Annotated in this window: 14 protein-coding genes and 1 tRNA gene; 13 read left to right on the top strand and 2 right to left on the bottom strand. The window is 37.6% G+C overall.

Going from position 1 to position 18,660, the window contains the following annotated elements:
* Position 1: 1 nt before the first annotated feature.
* Positions 2 to 700 (bottom strand): DUF429 domain-containing protein, encoded by a 699-nt coding sequence (locus F598_RS0111770; protein ID WP_019039262.1) that lies wholly within the window; start codon positions 698 to 700, stop codon positions 2 to 4.
* Between the two features lie 198 nt (positions 701 to 898).
* Positions 899 to 2,305 (bottom strand): dihydrolipoyl dehydrogenase, encoded by a 1,407-nt coding sequence (gene lpdA / locus F598_RS0111765; RefSeq protein ID WP_019039261.1) that lies wholly within the window; start codon positions 2,303 to 2,305, stop codon positions 899 to 901.
* A 271-nt stretch (positions 2,306 to 2,576) separates the two neighbouring features.
* On the opposite strand from lpdA, the gene nhaC reads away from it, so the two are divergent.
* The 13 genes from nhaC to F598_RS0111695 all read left to right on the top strand — a co-directional run bounded on the left by nhaC (position 2,577) and on the right by F598_RS0111695 (position 18,640).
* Entirely contained in the window at positions 2,577 to 4,049 is a 1,473-nt protein-coding gene (gene nhaC / locus F598_RS0111760; RefSeq protein ID WP_019039260.1) for a Na+/H+ antiporter NhaC, read from the top strand.
* A 4-nt stretch (positions 4,050 to 4,053) separates the two neighbouring features.
* Positions 4,054 to 4,770, top strand: coding sequence for a bacillithiol biosynthesis deacetylase BshB1 (bshB1, locus tag F598_RS0111755; RefSeq protein WP_019039259.1), 717 nt, complete (start codon positions 4,054 to 4,056; stop codon positions 4,768 to 4,770).
* 129 nt (positions 4,771 to 4,899) lie between these two features.
* The gene (locus tag F598_RS0111750) at positions 4,900 to 5,313 is read left to right on the top strand and encodes a transposase-like zinc-binding domain-containing protein (protein WP_019039258.1); all 414 of its coding nucleotides are present in this window, start codon (positions 4,900 to 4,902) and stop codon (positions 5,311 to 5,313) included.
* A gap of 113 nt (positions 5,314 to 5,426) precedes the next feature.
* Complete coding sequence (locus F598_RS0111745; RefSeq protein ID WP_019039257.1) at positions 5,427 to 6,650, top strand: hypothetical protein; 1,224 nt, start codon at positions 5,427 to 5,429, stop codon at positions 6,648 to 6,650.
* Between the two features lie 2 nt (positions 6,651 to 6,652).
* Positions 6,653 to 6,925, top strand: coding sequence for a DUF4212 domain-containing protein (locus F598_RS0111740; RefSeq protein ID WP_019039256.1), 273 nt, complete (start codon positions 6,653 to 6,655; stop codon positions 6,923 to 6,925).
* A 6-nt stretch (positions 6,926 to 6,931) separates the two neighbouring features.
* Positions 6,932 to 8,719, top strand: a complete 1,788-nt coding sequence (locus F598_RS0111735) for a sodium:solute symporter family protein (protein WP_019039255.1) — start codon at positions 6,932 to 6,934, stop codon at positions 8,717 to 8,719.
* Between the two features lie 266 nt (positions 8,720 to 8,985).
* A complete protein-coding gene (locus F598_RS0111725; RefSeq protein WP_019039253.1) occupies positions 8,986 to 11,682 on the top strand; it encodes an ATP-binding protein in 2,697 nt (898 codons plus the stop codon).
* A complete protein-coding gene (locus F598_RS0111720; RefSeq protein WP_019039252.1) occupies positions 11,679 to 12,053 on the top strand; it encodes a response regulator transcription factor in 375 nt (124 codons plus the stop codon). Before F598_RS0111725 ends, F598_RS0111720 begins: the two co-directional genes overlap by 4 nt.
* Positions 12,054 to 12,065: 12 nt before the next feature.
* Positions 12,066 to 15,926: an acetate--CoA ligase gene (gene acs, locus F598_RS15140; RefSeq protein WP_019039251.1), complete on the top strand. Its 3,861-nt coding sequence runs from the start codon at positions 12,066 to 12,068 to the stop codon at positions 15,924 to 15,926.
* 155 nt (positions 15,927 to 16,081) lie between these two features.
* A tRNA-His gene (locus F598_RS0111710) sits at positions 16,082 to 16,157 on the top strand.
* A gap of 192 nt (positions 16,158 to 16,349) precedes the next feature.
* Positions 16,350 to 16,895, top strand: a complete 546-nt coding sequence (locus F598_RS0111705) for an RNA polymerase sigma factor (protein ID WP_157595010.1) — start codon at positions 16,350 to 16,352, stop codon at positions 16,893 to 16,895.
* Positions 16,882 to 17,640, top strand: coding sequence for a hypothetical protein (locus F598_RS0111700; protein WP_019039249.1), 759 nt, complete (start codon positions 16,882 to 16,884; stop codon positions 17,638 to 17,640). The genes F598_RS0111705 and F598_RS0111700 overlap by 14 nt, the downstream gene beginning before the upstream one ends.
* Positions 17,641 to 17,812: 172 nt before the next feature.
* Positions 17,813 to 18,640 carry a hypothetical protein gene (locus F598_RS0111695; protein WP_019039248.1) on the top strand — a complete coding sequence of 276 codons (828 nt, stop codon included), beginning with the start codon at positions 17,813 to 17,815 and terminating at the stop codon, positions 18,638 to 18,640.
* The last annotated feature ends 20 nt before the right edge of the window (positions 18,641 to 18,660 follow it).

Genomic DNA, 18,660 nt, shown 5'->3' with positions numbered 1-18,660 from the left:
TCTAATATCCAATCCTCACAAAGATTCCTTTTTGATCAATAGTATTATCATCCTGAAAGAATCTAGGATTATCTTCTGAATTCAAACTAGCTACGCAAAGTACCATGGCATCCAGAATATCATCGGGTTTGACTTTAGATTTCGTAAATGTGTTTTGAATGGACTCAAGGAACTGCTCAAGCTCTGGATAGGAATTGGTCAGGATTTCAAAACGCTCCTGAAATCCTTCAGGAGTTGATTTTTTGGATTGGATCACGTTTTCGTTATTGAGGTATTTAAAACAGATTTCAGGATGACTTTCAAAAACGTCCAGATGTTCTTGTTTTGATTCCAAAAACAGATCGACTTCTTTGATCTTTTTTGAAATATTATAACTCTGGATGGATACACTTTTACCTATGATTTGTTTATTGATTTCTCTGGCCTCATCATAATTGGAGGCATACACCGCTTTTCTGCAAGCTGGACTAAATATCGTTGAGGACCTGTTTCCCAGCTCTTTTCTCAGTTTGGACTCGATGGTTCTTGTAAAATGATCAGACGAAAGGCCGATGGGAATATCAATAAAAATCCTCTCTAAGTCTGAATGAATTTTCACCAGCTCTTCAATTGATTTTACAGCCTCATACTTAAATGTCTTAGAATCGTGAATTATAGCAATCCACCCCAGGGGACAGGAATCCATACCAGCTACCTTCATGTTTGAATACTTTAGATGAACGAAACATACGATTTTATTTAGACATCATTCAAGCATGCTCTATGCAAGGGCGGAGCATAAAATTACTTTCAGCTTAAAACTAGCTAACTTAAAGCTTGAAAGCTAGCCTGCTCAAAATCAGAATAAAAAAAAGCCGATACAATTTGCATCGGCTTTGATATAAACTTCGTTCTTATTTTAAACATGTAAGGCACGGTCACCTGTTGCAGCTAGGGCTGCTTCTTTGACTGCTTCTGCATAAGTAGGGTGAGCGTGACTCATTCTTGCAATATCTTCGGCACTAGCTCGAAATTCCATCGCGGTGACCGCTTCGGCGATCAAGTCAGCTACTCTAGCCCCAACCATATGTACACCTAAAACTTCGTCGGTTTCCTTGTCTGAGAATATTTTTACAAATCCATCTACATCTCCACTGGCTCTGGAACGACCTAGGGCACGCATTGGAAATTTACCGGTATTGTATTCGACATTAGCTTCTTTCAGCTGATCTTCATTTTTGCCTACGGACGCCACTTCTGGCCAGGTGTAGACGACGTTAGGGATCAAGTTGTAGTCAATATGTGGTTTTTGTCCCGCGATCACTTCAGCGACAAAAGTACCTTCCTCTTCAGCTTTATGGGCCAGCATAATCCCTTCAATCACATCTCCAATAGCATATATATTTGAAGCAGAGGTTTGAAGCTTCTCATTGACTTTTATTTTTCCGTTGTCTTTCACTTCGACTCCAGCTTTATCAGCATTTAGACCATCGGTATAGGGTCTTCTTCCCACAGATACCAGGCAATAATCGCCTTTAAACTCAACCTCTTTACCGTTTTTATCATCAGCTTTGACAATAACCTCGTCACCTTTTCTTTCTACTGACTTCACCTTATGTGAAAGCATGAATTTAGCTTTTTGCTTTTTCATGGCTTTCATCAATTCCTTACTCTGGTCTTTATCCATGCCAGGAATGATGCGATCCATATACTCGATCACGGTCACTTCTGCCCCTAATCTTTTATAGACTTGTCCAAGTTCCAGTCCAATAACTCCACCACCAATCATAATAAGATGCTTAGGAATCTCTTTTAATGAAAGGGCTTCCGTAGAAGTGATGATACGCTCCTTATCAATGTTTATGAAAGGCAAGCTCGAAGGTTTACTTCCAGTGGCTATGATGGTATGTTTGGCTTCAATTTCAGTTTCTTTTCCGTCATTATCGGTAATGATGATGTGAGTGTCATCCTTAAAAGACCCAACACCTTGGTAAGATTCAATATTGTTTTTATCCATCAAGAAGTCGATGCCTTTGGTGGTTTGATCGACCACACCAGACTTACGCTTCATCATGTTTTCTAAATTGACTTTCACGTCTCCAGAGATATCGATGCCATGCTCTTCAAAATGCTTGATCGCATCTTCATAATGGTGTGATGAATCTAAAAGAGCTTTGGAAGGTATACAACCTACATTGAGGCAGGTTCCCCCTTTGGTGGCATATTTTTCTATAATAACAGTTTTCATACCTAGTTGAGCGCAACGTATGGCTGCAACATATCCTCCAGGTCCAGAGCCGATGACGGCTACATCATATGTATTCATAAAATGAAATTTGATTCTAAAATAAGTTTTACAAATTTACACCTTCTCTCGCAAAAGGCAATTGAATCCCTTCAATTCCTTGTTAAATTCTTAATGAGATCCTATTTAGAAGCTTAAGACCCAAATATTTTTGGATTCAGCCTCTCGAATTAGCTCAGGAGTTAAGCTTTCATGATGTTATTTTTAGCCTATTCTACTTTTTAAAATTGGTGGATTGCTTTGTGAATTTAGTAACAATATTGTAACATTACATCGATTTTAAACCTTTGACATGAGTGATTCCTCGAATATAACTGAAGAAGACACATCCCAAACAAAAATTCGACTTAGTATTTGGCAGGCCCTTATCCCTGTGCTAGCGCTTATAGGGATGCTGGCTTACAACGTATTTGTTTATGGTGATGATGCCTTAGCAGGGTCCAATCAATTTATACTTTTAATGGGAGCTGCAGTGGCAGCAGTAGTGGGAAGTGTTAAAGGAGCTAAGTTTGAGACTATGATCGACGATGTGGCTAAAAACATAAAATCGACAACAGAACCTATTTTGATTTTACTGATGGTTGGTGCTTTGGCAGGGACGTGGTTGTTGAGTGGTATTATTCCGACGATGATTTATTATGGACTTCAAATTTTAAATCCTACTATATTTTTGGCGGCTTGTGTCATTATTTGTTCTGTTATTTCTGTAGCGACAGGGAGTAGCTGGACCACTTCAGCTACAGTAGGTATAGCTCTCATAGGTATAGCGGATGCTTTAGGCGTATCTGTGGCAATGACCGCAGGAGCGGTGCTATCAGGCGGTTATTTCGGTGACAAGCTTTCACCTATGAGTGATACGACTAATCTGGCTCCAGCTATGGCCGGAACAGATTTGTTTACCCACATCAGATACATGACGATTACAACTGTTCCTACTATTCTTATTACTCTACTCGTGTTTATCATCATTGGTCTTAACCTGGATACTTCAGGTCAAACCAATCCTGATGAGATTTTAGGCAGTATTGAAGGATCTTTTAACGTCTCGGGATGGTTATTTGTAGTCCCTGTACTGGTGATCTTGCTTATCATCAAAAAAACACCACCGCTTATTGCCTTACTGATAGGGACCCTTTTAGCAGCTGCTGCAGCACTTATTTTCCAGCCAGACTTAGTGAAGATGATTGGAGGAGGAGAAGTGCTTACATTTGAAACGGCCTATCGTGGAATTATTGATGCGATTACCGTGGATATCACGATTCCTACTGAAAACGAATCTTTAAAGGATCTTTTTTCTGCAGGTGGGATGTATGGAATGCTAGGAACAATATGGCTCATCATATGTGCGATGGTCTTTGGTGGGATTATGGATGCCATCGGAGCTCTGGAACGAATCAGTGAAGCTTTACTGAATTTATTCACCTCTACCTTTGGACTCTTTTTTAGCACCGTGTCCAGCTGTTTAGCTTTAAATCTTACAGCTTCAGATCAGTATCTGGCTATTGTAGTTCCCGGAAAAATGTTTGCAAAAGCCTATGAGAAAAAGGGGCTCGCCCCAGAAAATTTGAGTCGCACGCTTGAAGATTCCGGTACAGTTACCTCGGTTTTGATCCCCTGGAACACCTGTGGCGCTTATCACAGTGGCGTTTTGGGAGTTCCCGTAGTAGATTATTTCTTCTATGCCATTTTTAATTATTTAAGTCCGTTTGTAACTTTACTTTTTGCTGCTTTTAATATTAAAATCAGACAACTGACAAAACAATAGATTTATGAAGTTAGATATACTTGCGATTGGGGCACATCCTGATGATGTAGAATTGAGTTGTTCAGGAACACTAGCTAAAGAAATAAGCAGAGGTAAAAAAGTGGGCATATTAGACCTTACCAGAGGAGAATTGGGAACACGAGGCACCGCTGAAACCAGAGATAAAGAAGCAGAGGAAGCGGCTAAAATTCTGGGTGTAAGTATGAGGAAAAATTTAGAATTCAGCGATGGATTCTTTTCCAATAATACCGCGCATCAGCTGGAAATCATTAAAGTCTTAAGAAAATACAGACCTGATGTCATTTTTTGTAATGCTATACATGATCGACATATCGATCATGGAAAGGGTAGTCGTTTGGTAAGTGATGCCTGCTTTTTAAGTGGACTCAAAAAGATTGAAACCATTTGTGAAGGAAATGCGCAAAAAGAGTGGCGACCAAAACTAGTCTATCATTACATCCAATGGTATGATATCGAGCCAGATGTTGTGGTCGACATTACCGGGTTCATGGATAAAAAGATCGAATGCGTTAAAGCTTATAAGACGCAGTTTTATGATACTCAAAGTAAAGAACCACAAACGCCAATTTCAAGTTCTAATTTCTTTGACAGCATTACTTACCGGGCAAGAAACCTGGGGCGAATTATCGGTACCGAGCATGCAGAAGGCTTCACTGTGGAGCGCTATCCAGCAGTAGATTCAATTTTCGACTTGATCTAAATTATCGAAACTATTTCTTAGATCCTTTACTTTTAAGTAAAGGGTTTTTTTATATGTCAAATTTTAGTTTTGAAATCAAGTCTCGTATATATTGTGCTAAATTAGTATATTTATGCTAAATTAATATATATGAAATTCTGTCCTCAATGCCAATCATCTCAAATCGTTAAAAGTGGAATAGTAAATCAGCGTCAGCGCTACAAATGTAAGTCCTGTAATTATTTTTTTACCGTCAATAAACTTGGAAAAAAAATTGATCAATATTATGTCACCAAAGCGCTTCAGCTTTACTTAGAGGGATTAACTTATCGTGAAATTGAACGAATATTAGGTATTTCTCATGTGAGTGTGATGAACTGGGTGAAAAAATATAATGTTCATAAAGTCCAAAATTCAGAAGTACATCCTACTTATAAAATACTAAGCCAGTCTGAGCTTGGATCCTATTTTTCTACGCCTGAGAACACCAAGGGTTCTGGTATGATTGTTACGGAATTAGGGGATAAATATATGGTGATCAAATGGGAGAGATTTAAAGATTAGCTATATGTGTTAACAATTATATATATTTAATTTTATTTAACAATTTTATTATTTGAAGTTCGTGACAAGTTATAAGCAACATATGCTTAGTAAAAACTAAAACTTGTTGAGGAATGAATAATAAATTTAGACTTTTTTTGATAGTTTGCTTGATAGGTTCTTTTTTGAACGCCAATGCCCAAGGCTCTCCTAATTACAAAGGAGGATTCAAAATTGAATTCGACAAAGAACAGCCAGGTAAGTACCTTAGAATAATATCCTGGGCTCAGGCTCAGTTCAATTATCAGGATGAGGTTCCTGAAGATGTCAGTTCTACCAATTTTTTACTTAGAAGAGCCAGGCTCTTATTTATTGGCCAGATTTCCGATGATTTTTTAATTGTTTCCCACATTGGGCTTAACAATTTGAGTTCACAAAATATGGATCCCTTAGGGACTGGAGATGGATCGCAGGTTTTTCTTCACGATGCCTGGGCTCAGTATAATTTAAACGAAAGTCATTCTGTTGGAGCAGGCTTACATTACTTTAACGGTATTTCGAGGCTAAATAACCAGTCTACGCTCAACATGATGACTTTGGATAATAACAGATCCTCCTGGTCTACCTTGGGCTTAAGCGATCAGTTTGCTCGTCATCTTGGTGTATTTGCCAAAGGGAATATTGATAAGCTTCAATATCAGGTGGCTATCAATAATGCAATTAGTGATGGACTTGATTCCAGACTTATCAACCCTAATGAAGCCACCTATACTGGACTCAATAATTTGGGTTCAGCCGAGGCTCTTTATAACTACGCCGGGTATTTTTCTTATCATTTTTTGGATCAGGAATCCAATTACCTTCCTTACAAAGTGGGATCCTACCTGGGAGGGAAAAAAGTACTGACCATTGGAACAGGATTTTTTTCTCATCCTAACGGTAGTGCAATAGAACGTAATAATCAAGCCGTTGGAGAAGATGTTTTTCTGTATGCTTTTGATGTATTTTACGATTCTCCTATTGGAACTAGAAATGCTGCTTTAACCGCTTATGCTGTTTATCAGCAGAATGATTATGGTGAAAACTACCTCTTTGGTCCCTATGGAACTGGGTCTTTTCTTTACGGCCATGCCGGTTTTGTGTTACCTGGTGATAATCAGGATTTCAAACTACAACCCTATCTCTCTTACGCTTTACAGCAATATGATGTCACATCAGACAACCAAAGCATCTTTGGTGTTGGTTTGAATGCCTTTTTCAGTGGTCATCATTCAAAGTTAACCCTGGAGTACAAATCAGAATCTTTTGGACTTATAAATCAGAATATAATCAGCCTTCAGGCTATGATATACCTATAATTATGAAAAAACAAAATGACAAAAAGCAAAAGCACGCAACGGCTTACTGGAAAGAGAACCTGACCTACCTAGCCATATTATTACCCATTTGGTTTCTCGTTTCATACGGAGGAGGAATTCTATTAAAAGATTGGTTAGATCAATTTCAAATTGGTGGGTTTAAACTCGGCTTTTGGTTTGCGCAACAAGGTTCTATTTACGTATTCATCATTCTGATTTTTGTTTACGTAGGGTTAATGAACAAACTAGATAAAAAATACGGATACGATAAATAAAAAACTATGGATTCTCAAACACTTACTTATATTTTCGTTGGCATTTCATTTGCTATTTACATCGGCATAGCGATTTGGAGTCGAGCAGGCTCAACTAAAGAATTTTATGTTGCCGGCGGAGGAGTCTCGCCTTTAGCAAATGGAATGGCTACAGCTGCCGACTGGATGTCTGCTGCATCTTTTATTTCCATGGCAGGTATTATTTCATTTATGGGCTACGATGGCTCTGTATTTCTTATGGGGTGGACTGGAGGATTCGTTCTACTTGCACTTCTGCTTGCACCTTACCTTAGGAAGTTTGGAAAATTTACGGTTCCCGATTTTATAGGAGACCGCTATTATTCGAAAGTGGCACGCTCAGTGGCTGTAATATGTGCGCTACTCGTCTCCTTCACCTATATAGCAGGGCAAATGAGAGGTGTTGGGGTAGTATTTTCAAGATTTTTAGAAGTAGAAATTGAAACCGGCGTGATCATCGGTATGATCATAGTTCTATTTTATGCAGTTTTAGGCGGTATGAAGGGTATTACCTACACGCAAGTTGCACAATATTGTGTACTTATTTTTGCATTTCTTGTTCCAGCCATTTTCATCTCATTTCAAGTTACTGGAAACCCTATTCCTATGTTTGGAATGGGTGACACTTTAGCTAGCCAGCCCGATACTTACATGCTTGATAAATTGGATGGCTTGAGCCAGGAACTTGGATTCAGCGCTTATACGGAAGGCTCCAAAGATATTATAGATGTCTTTGCCATCACCTTAGCTTTAATGGTAGGAACTGCAGGTTTACCGCATGTGATTGTGAGATTTTTTACAGTAAAAAAAGTAAAAGATGCCAGAAAATCGGCTGGGTATGCCTTATTGTTTATTGGAATTCTTTACATCACAGCTCCTGCAGTTGCCTCGTTTGGCAAATTGAACATGCTAGAGACAGTCAATGAGAAAGACTATGTAGATATGCCAGAATGGTTTACAACCTGGGAAGATTTAGGGCTATTAGCTTGGACAGATAAAGATCAAGATGGTAAGATTAAATATTTAGGAAAAGCCAAAGAAGGTGGTAATGCACTTACTGGCATTCCTGCTTTTCAAGAAAAAGGAAGGGGAGAAAATGGAGAGCGTGTGGTGATGAATCCATCTGATAACAAAAACGAATTGTACGTTGATCAGGACATCATGGTCTTGGCCAATCCTGAAATCGCAAATTTACCCAACTGGGTCATTGCCTTAGTTGCAGCAGGTTGTCTCGCTGCGGCTTTATCTACTGCAGCTGGTCTGTTGTTGGTGATTTCTTCTTCGGTTTCTCATGATCTGATCAAAAAAATGGTGTATCCAAAAATTACTGATAAGGGAGAATTGATCGCTGCTCGTTTATCATCTGTAGCCGCTGTGGTCGTCGCAGGTTACTTCGGAATTAATCCCCCCGGATTTGTAGCCGCTGTGGTTGCATTAGCCTTTGGTCTTGCGGCAGCTTCTTTTTTCCCTGCTATCATTCTAGGTATTTTCTACAAGCGAATGAATAAGGAAGGGGCCATAGCTGGTATGGTCGTCGGGATCTCATTGATGATATTTTATATGATGAAATTCAAATTTGACTTCTTCGGTGGAGGTACAGCAGAAGACTGGTGGTTCGGGATTTCCCCAGAAGGATTTGGGTCTGTTGCCATGCTCGTCAATTTTACGGTTTCTATTGCCATCAGCAAGTTTACACCTGCACCTCCTCAGGACGTTCAGGAAATGGTGGAAAATGTGAGAATACCTAGTGGAGCTGGAGAAGCTTCAGGACATTAAAATTAAAACCTATTCTAAATGAGAGTGGAGTTGGATAACGCACTCTCATTTGAATTTTGCTAAATTTATAGAATGAAAAAACGTCATCAGCAAAAATTAATTTTTTTAAGCCTGGGTTTAATTCTATTATTAAACCTCCCCTTAGTATTTGCTTTCAATCAGGTGGATTCAGTAGCTGGATTTCCCTTGTTTTATTTTTCAATTTTTTCAATTTGGTTGGCTAGTATTTTGATTTCATTTCTCATCCTTAAAAAATATTCAGAGTAATGAGTAAGACTGCTCTCATAGCGTTGATATTTATCTATTTGGGACTTTTATTTCTCATTGCCTTTTTGGCAGAAAAAAATAAAGGGTCAAGATTGGTTTCACATCCGGCAGTCTATGCCCTTTCCTTGGCTGTATATTGTTCGGCCTGGACCTACTATGGCAGCGTGGGAATGGCCGCTACCTCTGGAATAGAGTTTCTTACGATATACCTAGGCCCGGTGATTGCTGCACCTTTATGGATTATTGTACTGAAGAAAATCATCCAAATTTCTAAAGTGTATAATGTATCTAGTATCGCAGATTTCATTTCGCTTAGATATGGTAATAGTAAATCTTTAGGAGCTTTAGTGACACTGGTCTGTGCTGCGAGTATTATTCCATACATTTCTTTACAATTAAAAGCGGTTTCAGAAACATTTGAAGTAGTATCTACTTCTACCATAGGAATTGAGGGCACTTCAGTGCTAACAGATTCCACGTTTTATATCGCTATCCTTCTTGCGGCTTTTGCTGCATTTTTTGGAACCTTATCTTTAGATGCCTCAAGAAACAGAACGGGGGTGATGTTTTCTGTAGCAGCTGAATCTGTTTTAAAATTGATTTTTTTTCTTATTGTAGGTATTTATGTCACCTATTATGTGTTTGATGGAACTTCTGATATTTATACTCAAGCCGAGAATCAAATAGATCTTAAGAGCTTAAGTTCCATAGATGGTCTGGAAGGTGGGGTCAACTGGTACTTTAGTATTATACTTTCATTTTTAGCGATCTTTCTTTTACCACGTCAGTTTCAGACCTCTGTGGTAGAATTTAGCAATCGTAAGCAATTGAAAACTTCGATCTGGTTATTCCCACTTTACCTGTTGCTCTTCAATGTGTTTGTCATTTTTATAGCCTGGGGCGGACTTTTAGTTCTTGGAGAACAGGTGAATGCAGATTATTTTACACTTCTCATTCCTATAGCATTTGGAGATTATTGGTTAGCTACACTCGTGTTTTTGGGAGGGCTTTCAGCAGTGATTTCTATGGTGGTGGTCTCCACCGTCGCTTTATCAACCATGCTGAGTAATAACCTGATTATTCCTTATGGATTTTTAGAAAAACTCACCAAAAGCAAATCGGTTAATAACACTAAAACGATCAAATCCATTCGAAGAATCTCAGTGTTTAGCTCTATCATTCTCGCTTATGGGTTGTATTCTGTTTTTGACCCTAAGTTATCCTTGTTTTCAATTGGATTGATTTCATTTTTGATAATAGCACAATTAGCTCCCAGTTTTTTCATCGGTTTATTTTGGAATCGGGGTTCTGCCTTGGGTTCCAAAATTGGAATTGTTTCAGGCTTGCTCATTGTTGGCTATACTTATTTACTCCCCTTTATTACTGAAAATATTCTGAGTGATAATCAATTTGTGGATGAAGGATTTTTGGGCGTTGAAATGCTTAAGCCTTACGCCTTGTTTGGCATTGATTTACTTACCCCTGTAAATCATGCCCTGTATTGGAGCTTAATTCTGAATACGGGCACTTATTTAGTGCTTTCTGTAGTTAAAAAAGGGAATTATAGAGAGCGTAATTACGGAGAGATTTTCGTGAATAGTCAAAAAGTTGTTGACCTAAAAGAGAATGCTTATGTCTGGAAGGGCGAGGCTTATGTGGAGGATATTCAAAATTTATTGATTCGATTCTTAGGACAGAGTAAAGCCGATAAAGCTTTAAGAGTTTTTAGAAAGCGATATGCGGTAAATCCAGAAGAACAATTAGCGGATGCCAGATTTATTAATTTTTCTGAGCGCTTACTAACAGGTGCTGTGGGAAGTGCTTCGGCTAAAATACTAATTTCCAGTGTCGCCAAAGAAAAGCCAGTTTCTCTAGTAGAAGTGCTTAAAATATTAGAAGAGAATAAAGAAACCCTATCTCTGAATAAGTCCTTAGAGGAACAAAGCCAGAAGCTGATGAAGCTTACTTCAGAATTAAAATCAGCTAATGAAGAACTAAAGGTCCAGGATCAGCTGAAAGATGATTTTTTAGACACTGTGGCTCATGAGTTGAAGACACCCATCACATCAATTAAGGCGAGTTCAGAAGTTTTATCAGAAGATGAGGAGATGCCCGAGAAGCTTCAGAATCAATTTCTCAGTAATATTATTCAGGATACAGAACGTTTAAATGTTTTGATCAATGATATTCTAGATCTCGAAAAAATGGCTTCAGGCCGGGATGAGTTAAACCTAAAACCTCATAACTTGACTGATTGCGTTGAAGATGCTATCCACGGAATCAGTAGTATTGTTCAGCAAAAACAAATCAAAGTTGAGTTTCAATCCTCTAGTAGTGTTATAACTGAATTTGATTACAGCAAAATGCTTCAGGTCATTACCAATTTGCTATCTAACTCTATAAAGTTTGTAAAGGAAGGAACTGGAAAAATTGAAATACATCTGGATTCAAATTCAGAAGAAATTTACCTGAAGGTTAAAGATAACGGCAAGGGCATCCCCGATGAAGATTTACAACTGATTTTCAAAAAATTCTATCAATCAAAACATCAGACCTATAAAAAGCCTCAGGGGAGTGGCTTTGGCCTAGCTATCTGTAAGCAAATTGTTGAGATGCACGGAGGTCAAATTTATGCCAATGCTGATCTTGAGATTGGTGCAGAAATTATAGTGAATTTACCAAAACCTAAACTATGAAAAAGATCTTACTTGTAGACGATGAGCCTAATATCATTATGGCATTGGAATATAGTTTAAGAAAAAACAATTATGATATTTTCATTGCCAGAGACGGTGAGGAAGCTATCAACTTAATCGAAAAACTAGAACCCGACCTGGTGGTTTTGGATATTATGATGCCCAAAGTGGATGGGTACGAAGTTTTGGAATTTTTACAGCAACACGAAGGATTAAAAAACAAAACTCAAACTATTGTCATCAGTGCAAAACATAAAGAAAGTGACGTTCAAAAAGGCTTTGAACTCGGAGCTAAGGACTATATTAAAAAGCCTTTCTCCATGAAAAAACTACTACATAGAATCAATGAATTACTAACCGAAAAACAATAAAAATCTTTAGTTATGACTTATAAAGACACTTACCAAAACAGCATTGATCATCCAGAACAATTCTGGATGGAGGAATCAAAAAAGACTAACTGGTTCAAAGCCCCAACCAAAGCCCTGGAGCAAACAGAAGAAGGTATTTACCACTGGTTTCCAGATGGAGAGACAAACTTAAGCTACTTGTGTTTAGATCAGCATGTTGAAAATGGTTATGGAGACGAAGTGGCCTTAATTTATGACTCTGCGGTGCGACAGAAGCAGGTAAAATATACTTACAATGAGGTTCTAGAAAAAGTTTCTAAGCTGGCAGGAGGACTTAAAGAGCTAGGCGTTGAAAAAGGTGATCGCGTGATTATTTATATGCCTATGATTTCGCATTCGTTATTTAGTATGCTGGCCTGTGCAAGAATAGGCGCCATACATTCGGTTGTTTTTGGAGGCTTCGCACCAGACGAACTAGCCATGAGGATCGATGATGCAAAGCCAAAAGTCATCATTACGGCAACTTCAGGAATAGAAGTGGATCGTCTTATCGAATATAAGCCTATGGTGGATGAAGCTATAGAAAAGGCCAAGCATAAGGTTGAAAAAGTAGTGGTCTTCAACAGAAAACTGGGAGTTAAATTTGAAACAAAAGCCTATGATGTTGATTATTTAGAATTAACTGATAAGGCTACTCCTGCTGAAGCTGTGGCCTTGAAATCTAAAGATCCTTCCTATATACTTTACACTTCTGGAACTACTGGATCTCCAAAAGGAGTGGTTAGAGATACAGGTGGTTATGCTGTAGCCCTTAGATACTCAATGGAAAATATTTATGGGACTCAACCAGGGGATGTTTTTTGGGCGGCTTCAGATGTAGGCTGGGTTGTTGGGCATAGCTATATAGTGTACGGAGCTCTTATCCATAGGAATGCAACTGTAATTTATGAAGGAAAGTCAGTTAAAACTCCCGATGCAGGTGCGTTTTGGAGAGTGATAGAAGATCATAAGGTAAATGTTATGTTTACAGCTCCTACTGCCTTTAGAGCCATTAAAAAAGAAGATCCTGATGGAGCGTTTATCAAAAAATACGATCTATCCTCTTTGAAATATCAGTTTTTAGCAGGCGAACGTTGTGATGAAACTACCTTAAACTGGGCAGAAGAGCATTTAAAGATTCCTGTGATCGATCATTGGTGGCAAACCGAATCCGGTTGGTCTATCGTTGCTAATTTTATGGGACTGGACCCTTTACCCGTAAAACCAGGTTCTGCGGGAAAACCTGTACCGGGATATGATATTCAGATTCTTTCGGAAGATGGAGAGCAGTTAGGTCCTAATGCGGAAGGTTATATCTGTTCTAAATTGCCTTTGCCTCCTGGTTTCATGCAAACCCTTTGGCAAAATCATGAGCGCTATAAAAACGGATACCTCAGTAAGTTTCCTGGTTATTATTTTTCTGGCGATGGTGGGTATGTTGATGAAGACGGCTATGTATTTATAACAGGAAGAATAGATGATGTGATTAATGTGTCAGGACATCGTCTCTCTACAGCGGCATTGGAGGAGGTAGTATCTCAGCATTCTTCGGTTGCAGAATGTGCCGTAGTAGGACTTACAGATGATTTAAAAGGCGAAATACCTCTAGCAATCGTAGTCCCCAAAACAGGCGAAGAAGATTATGAATCTTACAAAATGGAGACCGAAATTGTCCAGTTAGTCAGAGATAAAATTGGTCCTATTGCTTCCTTAAAAACAGTGGTGATGGTTAAACGCTTACCAAAAACACGAAGTGGCAAAATATTAAGACGAACCTTAAGAAAATTAGTGGCAGGAGAGCCTTACAAATTACCATCTACCATTGAAGATCCCATGGTGATTAGTGATATTATTGAAACTTTCAATCAAAAAAAGATCGGAGCGTTTAGTAAGAATAAAGATCAGGTGACTCAATCTTTAAAGGCGCTTACCAAAAGCTATTACAACATAGATTCGTTAGCTAAGTACATGGATGTGTATCGCATATCTCAAAACGATCCTGAGAATTTCTGGAACACTATTGCAGAACGAAATTTCGAATGGAAACGAAAATGGGATTCGGTTTTAAACTGGAACCCTGAAGAAGCAAAAGTGACCTGGTTCGAAGGGGCAAAACTCAACATTACCGAAAATGCGATAGACAGACACCTGAAGACTAGAGCAGATAAAACAGCGATAATATGGGAACCTAATAATCCAGAAGAAGAGGCTTTGCACATCAGCTACGGGGAACTGTCTAAGCGGGTTAATAAAATGGCAAATGTGCTCAAAAAGAATGGCGTACATAAAGGCGACCGTGTTTGTATTTATCTGCCTATGATTCCTGAACTGGCTATCGCTACTCTGGCCTGCGCTAGAATAGGTGCGGTGCACTCCGTTGTTTTTGCTGGATTTTCAGCCTCTGCACTCGCTTCCCGAATTAATGATTCTGATTGTAAAATGGTGATTACTTCAGATGGATCTTATCGTGGAGCTAAAAGTATTGATCTAAAAGGTATTGTAGATGAAGCTTTAGAAACGACACCTTCAGTTGAATCTGTGTTGGTGGCTAAGCGAACATTTGGTAAAGTGGATATGGTCGATGATCGAGACGTTTGGCTTCATGACGAATTAAAGCAAGTCGACAATACTTGCGAAGCTGAAGTCATGGACGCAGAAGACATGTTGTTTATTCTATACACCTCTGGTTCAACCGGAACACCAAAGGGAATGGTACATACCACTGCTGGATACATGGTTTACTCAGCCTTTTCATTCAAAAACGTGTTTCAATATCAGGAAAATGATGTGTACTGGTGTACAGCAGATATAGGGTGGATTACAGGACATTCTTATATTGTTTATGGTCCATTATTGAATGGGGCTACAACCCTAATGTTTGAGGGGGTGCCTTCTTATCCAGACTTTGGTAGATTCTGGGAAATTGTAGATAAGTATAAAGTAAATCAGTTTTATACGGCTCCTACAGCAATAAGAGCTCTAGCTAAACAGGATATTGAGCATGTCAATAAATACGATTTATCATCTCTGAAAGTTCTGGGAAGTGTAGGAGAGCCCATTAATGAAGAAGCCTGGAACTGGTACAACGAAAATATTGGAAAAAAAACTTGCCCCATCGTCGATACCTGGTGGCAAACAGAAACTGGAGGTATTATGATCTCACCAATACCTTTTGTGACTCCAACCAAACCAACTTATGCCACGCTTCCATTACCTGGTATACAACCATCACTGATGGATGAGAATGGAAATGAAATCGAAGGGAATTCGGTTTCAGGTCGACTCTGCATTAAACATCCCTGGCCTAGTATGGCAAGAACCGTTTATGGGAATCATAAGCGATATAAGGAAACGTACTTCTCCGCCTTCAAAAACGTTTATTTTACGGGGGACGGTGCTTTGAGGGATGAAGTCGGCTATTATAGAATTACGGGTAGAGTAGATGACGTTATCATTGTATCTGGACATAATTTAGGAACTGCCCCTATAGAAGACGCCATCAATGAGCACCCAGCGGTCGCAGAATCAGCTATTATTGGATTCCTACACAATGTGAAAGGAAATGCCTTAGCGGGTTTTGTCATCTTAAAAACAGATGGAGAATCCAGGAATAAAGAAAACTTGAGTAAGGAAATCAATCAGTTAATTGCCAGTAAAATAGGCCCTATTGCCAAACTGGATCGCATTCATTTTGTCTCTGGACTTCCTAAAACCCGAAGTGGTAAAATCATGCGTAGAATTATGAGAAAGATTTCATCTAACGAAGGAGACCAAATCGGGGATGTATCCACTTTATTAGACCCTAGCATCGTTGAGGAAATCAAAGAGAAAGTAGAGCCTTATCTCGAAAAGTAGAAGCTGATAACTCTATAAATGAAGGACTTATCAAAATCCCGCTCAATATCACGTTGAGTGGGATTTTTTATCGCGTAGAATTTTATTCTATTTTATGGAAAAGGTTTTGTAGAACGCAATTTTATATTAAATTTGCATCGTCTTTTGAGACAACTGGTGGATGTAGCTCAGTTGGTTAGAGCACTGGTTTGTGGTACCAGGGGTCGTGGGTTCGAGCCCCATCTTCCACCCAAAAAAAAAGGTCTTATCATTTTCGATAAGACCTTTTTTAGTATGTTGATATTTTTCTAACGTAGAAATAATAACATCTTTCCATATTAATCTGGCACCCTAATACTCCTTTTATAAAATTTAAATTCAGTTCAGGCAACTTCAAGAAAGAAAATGGTGTTATTAAAAATAAACGGGTAAGAGAAAAAGCATTTGGAAATTATTAAAATCATTGATGGATGTAAATCCGGTAATCAATTTGCTGAAAATGTCTTGTTTGAGATGTATTATAAACATATGTACAATATATCAAGACGTATACTAAACAATCACAATGATGTAGAAGATGTACTCATCAATTCTTTTACGAAGATCTTTAAAAACATTGAAAAGTTTGAATTCCGTGGCGAACCTAGCTTCACCAAATGGATCAAAACAATTGTGGTAAATGAATCGATAAGATTTGTTAAGAAAAGAAACCGTATTAAATACGATGATAATATACCAGAACTCACTGTAGACTCGGAATTTGATTCTAATTTGAATGATATTGACATTGAACAGATTTACTTCATCATTGAGAGAATGCCTACTGGATATAGGTTAGTGTTTAATTTATTTGCCATTGAAGGATACTCGCATAAAGAGGTATCAGGTTTGCTAAATATTTCTGAAAACACTTCAAAATCACAACTTAGAAAGGCCCGACAACACATTATAAAGAAAATAGAAAAAATAAAGAGCAATGGAAAAGTATAAACTAGATGCATTGATAAAGAAAGCCCTAAATGAATCTAATGATTTCTACGATTCTGATGCAGAATTAGCCAAAGAAAGGGTATGGAATAAAGTTAAAACCGAAAAGAAAGTTGTACCACATTTTTATCGATTGCTGTCAGCAGTCAGTATTTTACTTTTAATTTTTCTATCCGTTTTGTCATATTCTAACCTAAAGTACAAATCTTCAGTTGAAAAACTATTAGAAGCTAATCAGCAATTGAAATTAGACAATCAAAACTTGCAGTCAATTAAGGATCTTAGCCTGAATTTAGCTAGCCAAAGAACTGATACCGTTTATATAGAGAAAAATCAGTCTGAAACTAAATCACTTGTAACTACCAAGTTTATTAAGGATACGGTGTACCTAAAACAGATTGTCTATGTTGAAAAAGACACCGACTCTCTATCGAATACATCAATTGCGATTGCACAACGTTCAGATTCTAAGAGTGAAAAAGACAGCAAGAGTACAAATGCAACTGAAGTTTTATCAAATACAATACTCAAAGGTAAATTGATTGAGAACGCTTCTGAGTTAACCGAATTTAGTGCTAATATAAATGATGTAAAAAATTTAAAATTGAGTTTTCAAAAAAACATCATTATAAAAACAGAAGAAGTAAAAAAAAACCAGGATACAAAAAAATTAAGAATACAATTTGGACGTAAAAATTCAAAATCAAAAGAGGAGGTCATAGCGCTAAGTAGCAGCTTTTCTAATTAGTTAACTACTATTTAATATATACCCACATTATTAACTTAATAAAATAAAAATGAGAAATTTAAAGCAAACATTCATAATTACGTTCCTTCTTCTATTAACTAATCTTTGTTTCGCACAAAAACCATCTATTGATTCTCTAATTGTTGAGATTGATAGTCAAGTAGTGGTACAAATGAGTATATATAATTACTCTGACTTGAAGAAAGATGTTGGTGAGGAATTGAAAAGACTACAGAAAATTTTGAAAGTCAATCAAGATTTACCTAAGAATTTACCCTACAAGATCACTTATAAACCGAATGAAAAGCTAACGATTAAAACTGAAGAAAAAGCTGAAACAATAATTTGGGAAAACGGTGAATATAAGCCCTATCAATTTGATAATATATGTCAAGTGTTTTCAGATAAATACTATATATCCATCGAATTTGATGATCAAGAAAATCTAATTTCAAAAAATTTAATTACCAAGGTAATACAAGCCCTTGATGATACTAGTGCCAGACGCAGTAGAAGATTGAAGTTATTCAAATATGCGTTTGAAAAAGATAGTCTTATTAAAAAGGAGGATTATAGAATTGGCACAACTGGTGAGTTACTATTTCTAAAGGTTGGTGTAGGTGTTAACCTAATTAAAAATGATCCAGTGATTGATTTTACAGGTGAGATAGGATTTGGTTTCAATAAAAAAGACGTACTTAAAAATCAATATTATTTATCTTATAATTTACTCTACGATTTTAATGATAACTCGTCTGCAGACATCAATAGCCTATTAAGCCTGGGTTACCGACGTAACTTTTCAACTAATAAAGACAAAAGCAATTGGGTAGGTCTAGAATTTGGTTACTTGATTTCTCAAAACGGCGATATGTTTGATGACGATACATTTAGATTTGGCGTGAATTGGGAAGCTGGTAATTATATTACAATTTCACCACAACTTTATATATCCTCAGAACAAACCTATCCGGCCATTAGAATTGGTTTTGGATTTTAAACAAAAAAAAGGTCTTATCA

Origin of the sequence: Psychroflexus tropicus DSM 15496 (assembly GCF_000378765.1) — a bacterium.
Classification (GTDB): Bacteria; Bacteroidota; Bacteroidia; order Flavobacteriales; family Flavobacteriaceae; genus Psychroflexus; species Psychroflexus tropicus.
The sequence above is the reverse complement of the archived record's forward strand: the minus strand, read 5'-3'. Positions and strand labels throughout refer to the sequence as shown.

Excerpts from the sequence above, each read along its gene's own strand:
- lpdA (WP_019039261.1), bottom strand. The coding sequence starts at position 2,305 with ATGAATACATATGATGTAGCCGTCATCGGCTCTGGACCTGGAGGATAT.
- nhaC (WP_019039260.1), top strand. The coding sequence starts at position 2,577 with ATGAGTGATTCCTCGAATATAACTGAAGAAGACACATCCCAAACAAAA.
- F598_RS0111745 (WP_019039257.1), top strand. The coding sequence starts at position 5,427 with ATGAATAATAAATTTAGACTTTTTTTGATAGTTTGCTTGATAGGTTCT.
- acs (WP_019039251.1), top strand. The coding sequence starts at position 12,066 with ATGACTTATAAAGACACTTACCAAAACAGCATTGATCATCCAGAACAA.
- F598_RS0111770 (WP_019039262.1), bottom strand. The coding sequence starts at position 700 with ATGAAGGTAGCTGGTATGGATTCCTGTCCCCTGGGGTGGATTGCTATA.
- F598_RS0111720 (WP_019039252.1), top strand. The coding sequence starts at position 11,679 with ATGAAAAAGATCTTACTTGTAGACGATGAGCCTAATATCATTATGGCA.
- F598_RS0111695 (WP_019039248.1), top strand. The coding sequence starts at position 17,813 with ATGAGTATATATAATTACTCTGACTTGAAGAAAGATGTTGGTGAGGAA.
- F598_RS0111740 (WP_019039256.1), top strand. The coding sequence starts at position 6,653 with ATGAAAAAACAAAATGACAAAAAGCAAAAGCACGCAACGGCTTACTGG.
- bshB1 (WP_019039259.1), top strand. The coding sequence starts at position 4,054 with ATGAAGTTAGATATACTTGCGATTGGGGCACATCCTGATGATGTAGAA.
- F598_RS0111700 (WP_019039249.1), top strand. The coding sequence starts at position 16,882 with ATGGAAAAGTATAAACTAGATGCATTGATAAAGAAAGCCCTAAATGAA.
- F598_RS0111725 (WP_019039253.1), top strand. The coding sequence starts at position 8,986 with ATGAGTAAGACTGCTCTCATAGCGTTGATATTTATCTATTTGGGACTT.
- F598_RS0111750 (WP_019039258.1), top strand. The coding sequence starts at position 4,900 with ATGAAATTCTGTCCTCAATGCCAATCATCTCAAATCGTTAAAAGTGGA.
- F598_RS0111735 (WP_019039255.1), top strand. The coding sequence starts at position 6,932 with ATGGATTCTCAAACACTTACTTATATTTTCGTTGGCATTTCATTTGCT.